This is a genomic window from Rouxiella silvae (assembly GCF_002093625.1).
GTDB lineage: Bacteria > Pseudomonadota > Gammaproteobacteria > Enterobacterales > Enterobacteriaceae > Rouxiella > Rouxiella silvae.
Map to the genome: position 1 here is coordinate 1 of NZ_MRWD01000116.1, position 3,787 is coordinate 3,787.

General features: G+C 43.0%; 1 protein-coding gene and 1 pseudogene. Both read left to right on the forward strand.

Translation table 11 applies throughout. The features are described from left to right. Nucleotides 1-244: 244 nt before the first annotated feature. Nucleotides 245-2,797 carry a DUF2345 domain-containing protein gene (locus BS639_RS24545; RefSeq protein ID WP_084984646.1) on the forward strand — a complete coding sequence of 851 codons (2,553 nt, stop codon included), beginning with the start codon at nucleotides 245-247 and terminating at the stop codon, nucleotides 2,795-2,797. 2 nt (nucleotides 2,798-2,799) lie between these two features. Further along, nucleotides 2,800-3,787 (forward strand): annotated as a pseudogene (locus BS639_RS24550) (lipase family protein); the annotation flags it as partial.

Here is a 3,787-nt window from a genome sequence, read left to right on the forward strand (position 1 = left end):
GATGGAATATAAACCATTCTCAACCGAAAAATATAACATCGTATTTTCAGTTATCGACATTGAAAATGATAACATCAAAAACGACGCAGCCCCACTAATAAATTAAAACCTCAAAATCTGAAAAATAAAACTTTCATATACATTCACTATTATTTTGTAATTAAAAAAATTCAGAACGAAAAATTAACGTATATTTACTGCGCCAACGTGTTATTCAAAATCATAACATATAGGAGGAGGCATAATGAGCATCATTAGTACGTTAAGCGACGCCGCTAAAACACTTTCCGGAAACACAAACCTTTACCATCTAGATGTTCACGGGTGCGATATTTATTTAGATGTTAAATCGTTCTCGGGGCGTGAAAGTGTCAGTGCCGGATATCATTATAGAATAGAATTTAACAGTACAGAACAAGATATAAACCCACAGCAGATTTTGAACCACAGTGCTATATTGAAAATACAGGGGAAAAATGAATCATTAACACCCCAAATTGTTCAGAAGGAACAGAAGATTGTCCACGGCGTGATCACTAATTTCATCCGTAATTCTGGATCTGTTGATGAAGCGCACTATCAGATTACTATTGAACCCTTTTTTTCCCTACTCGATAAGCAAAAGCGCTCTTATCGCTTCTTCTTAAATCTTTCAGTTCCAGAAGTTATTGAGCAAATACTTCAAGACCATAGCTTTAAATCTTGGGAGTTTGATTTTCAATTAAAAAAAACCTATCCCAAACGAGCTCAAATTAACCAAATCAACGAGAGCGACAGGGAATTTATTGAACGTCTGCTATCTGAAGTAGGAATTTTTTATACATTTATTATACAACCCGACACCAAAACTGAGGTTATTCAGTTTGGTGATAAACAAAGCTGTTATATTTTTAGTAAAAATTTACCGCTAAGAAATCCCTCAGGCACTAACGACAACGGTATCAATTCGGTCTGGGGGCTATCATTACACAGTCAAATTACTGAGTCCTCAGTGCAGGTTAAAGATTACAACTACCGCAACTCAAAAGACCCTCTGCTTTCAGGTAAAATCGACATAATGCACGGGAAAAATGACGGTATTACTTACGGTGATGTATATCAGTACCAGCCTCGGCACTTAACTGGGGGGAATTTATTAACGCCGGAGACTGAAACCGCTAATTTCTGGGCACGTCTTGAGCATGAACGTTACCTCACCGCGCAAACTCAATTACAGGGTTCAAGCACTGATCCAACCTTAGCCCTACTGCATGTGCTAACCGTCACTGACAATAATTTTCCTTCATCGTTGCCCTCTGTGTGGCAATCTCAAGTGATAATAGTTGGACTACGTTTCTCAGCAAGTCGCTCAACGGCACTGTCTGTCACTTTTTCTGCCGTACCCTACAGTGAAACCCTATGCTGGCGACCTGCTTTAAAACCTCGCCCAGTGATAAGTGGTACGTTAACGGCGCGGATTACCAGCCCAAAAAACAACGATATATATGCCCATCAGGATAAAGACGGCCATTATTGGGTCAAGTTTGACGCTGACCTGGAAGATAAACGTCAGGGTTTTGAGAGCATGCCTGTGCGTCTTGCCAAACCCTACGGCGGCGACACTTACGGTATCCACTTTCCCCTTATTCAAGGCACCGAAGTTGCCATCGCTTTTCACGAAGGCGATCCCGACAGGCCTTATATTGCTCATGTTCTGCATGATTCTCACCACCCTGATCACGTCACCGAACAAAACAACACCCGCAACATAATCCGCACTCCAGCCAATAATAAACTGCGTTTTGAAGACAAACGCGATGAGGAGCACGTAAAACTCAGCACTGAATACGGTGGCAAAACTCAGCTCAACATGGGTCATTTGGTAGACGCTAACAGAGGACTTCGTGGTCAAGGTTTTGAGCTGCGCACAGATGACTGGGGAGTGATTCGAGGTGCCAAAGGTATTCTGCTTACAGCCGATGCTCAACCCGGAGCCAACGGCCAAATACTGGAAATGGATGAGGCGATAGCCCAACTGCAACAGGCGCTTACCCTAGCGCGAAACATGACAAATATAGCGCAAAATGCGAAGACCACAGCCGGTGATACTGCCAGTCAACAGGCACTAAATAAGACGCTGCACAACCTGAAAGCCGCGGGTATTGTGGTATCAGCACCAGAAGGTATTGGTTTGGTAAGTCCAAAGGCAATCCGCCTTGCATCAGGGGGAGAAAGCGTTGCAGTCATATCAGGAGGCAACACAGATGTCAGCAGTGGAAAATCTTTTACTGTAGCAGCCAGTGATTCCGTGAGCCTATTTGCACAGAGTGGAGGAATGCAGATCTTTGCCGGAAATGGAAAATTGGATATTCAGTCTCAGGCTAATGCACTTAATGTCTCGGCCCAGAAAGATGTCACCATTACCAGCAGCGAAGGGAAAATAACGGTAAACGCCAGTCAGGAATTAGTTCTGATCTGTGGCGGGGCTTACATCAAACTGAACGGCGGCAATATTGAATTAGGTGCGCCGGGAAATATTCTGCTGAATGCCGCAAATGTGCAAAAAATGGGGGCATCAAACCTCAATGCCCCTTTGCCAACGTTCCCTAAAGGTTATGGTGCGGGATATGCGGTGAAATCGTTAAGAACTGGAGAGCTAATGCCGTTTACGACTTATCGAATTACAACGGCGGAAGGCGACGTTTTTGAGGGTATTTCGGGTCCAGACAGTAAGACAACATCGATCTACACATCAGCCCCTTCGCAGTTAAAAATAGAATTTCCACGTAATAAAACTGACAGCAAGGAGGTTGAATAATCATGGTAACGACATCCCTAAAACCAAAATTTCATGATGCCCATGCTGAAGAGCAAGAACCTTACTGGGTTGAAGTGCAACTGGTCGACGAACAAGGAGGGGCCGTCGCCAATATGCCATGGCAGGCAGAAAATAGCGCAACACCCGGCGGGTATGAGAAAGCGCTCAAAGGGATTAGTGACGACAACGGTTTAATCAGAATAGAACCGCGTTATGGCAGTGAATTACGATTATTCATTGATGCTCAACCATTGGCTAATGAAATGGAGCAACGGCCTATGGGTGTCAGCAGAGATCCAAATGAATCGACAGTGCGAGAAGGTGCTCAAGACAAAGGCTACATTTGGCACTATGCGGTAATGGGTGAATTATGCCGGACGTATCCAGATATTGAGAAAAGAAATGGCGAACCCTTCCCAGCAGAGTTTCATTTCCCTCAAAATAAATCGCTAAAAGGTTTTAAAATAAGAACAAACGAGCTTGAGAAGCGACATGTTATTGAAATTTGCCCGTTCAGAGCCTGGGAACTGGTATTACATCATCAGAGTGAGTATTCGATAGCAAATGCCATTAATCTGGGGGCCAGTGCTTCTTTGGCCTATGCTGATGATGATCAAATAAGCTATTTTTTTATTAATCAGTGTCAGGACCTTTCTCGTATACCTCAGATTCATAAAGATGGAGTATCCTATAACACGCTGGTGCGAGACGTCCCTTTTCGCGATCGTTATAATCTTCCGGTATTTATGGATACATCACAAGATACATCAAGTCCTGAAGATGCTGACGCCAAAAATATAACGGGGTATGTACAGGATGATGAAGTTTCAAAAGCCGATGGAGACACACATTTATTTTATGTTTATAACACAGATAAAATAATTATTTCATGGCGAGGCACGGCCAGTTTATATAATATTGGAACCGATCTTGCCTTTAGTCCTATTAATATAGAAACCTGCTATGCAAGAAAAAAACAATGCACGACTC

Excerpts from the sequence above, each read along its gene's own strand:
- BS639_RS24545 (WP_084984646.1), top strand. The coding sequence starts at position 245 with ATGAGCATCATTAGTACGTTAAGCGACGCCGCTAAAACACTTTCCGGA.